Source organism: Amycolatopsis sp. SID8362, assembly GCF_010550475.1.
GTDB lineage: Bacteria > Actinomycetota > Actinomycetes > Mycobacteriales > Pseudonocardiaceae > Amycolatopsis > Amycolatopsis eburnea.
Genome location: NZ_JAAGNB010000289.1, coordinates 1 through 254 on the forward strand (window position 1 = coordinate 1; position 254 = coordinate 254).

Consider the following 254-nt stretch of genomic DNA (forward strand, 5'->3'; position numbering starts at 1 on the left):
GCGTCCTGTGCGTGGCGGCGGTGGTGGCCGTCGGGGCGGGAACTCCGGGGCTGCGGCGGTTCGCGGTCAGGGCAGCTTCAGCGACAGCACGTCCGGGATCGTGACGACGCTGCCGTAGGTGTTCGCGCTCCCGCCGATCGCCAGGATCCGGTGCGCCGACGCCGCCGCGCACACCAGTGACGCCCGGCCGTGGGGGAGCAGGCTGCCCAGCAGCACCCAGTAACCCGTGGCCGTGTCGAAGACCTCGGCCGTGC

The 254-nt window shown here is 74.0% G+C and carries 1 pseudogene; it reads right to left on the bottom strand.

Annotated features, from left to right (window positions below):
• Positions 1-66: 66 nt before the first annotated feature.
• A pseudogene (locus tag G3I65_RS09155) lies at positions 67-254 on the bottom strand (hypothetical protein); the annotation flags it as partial.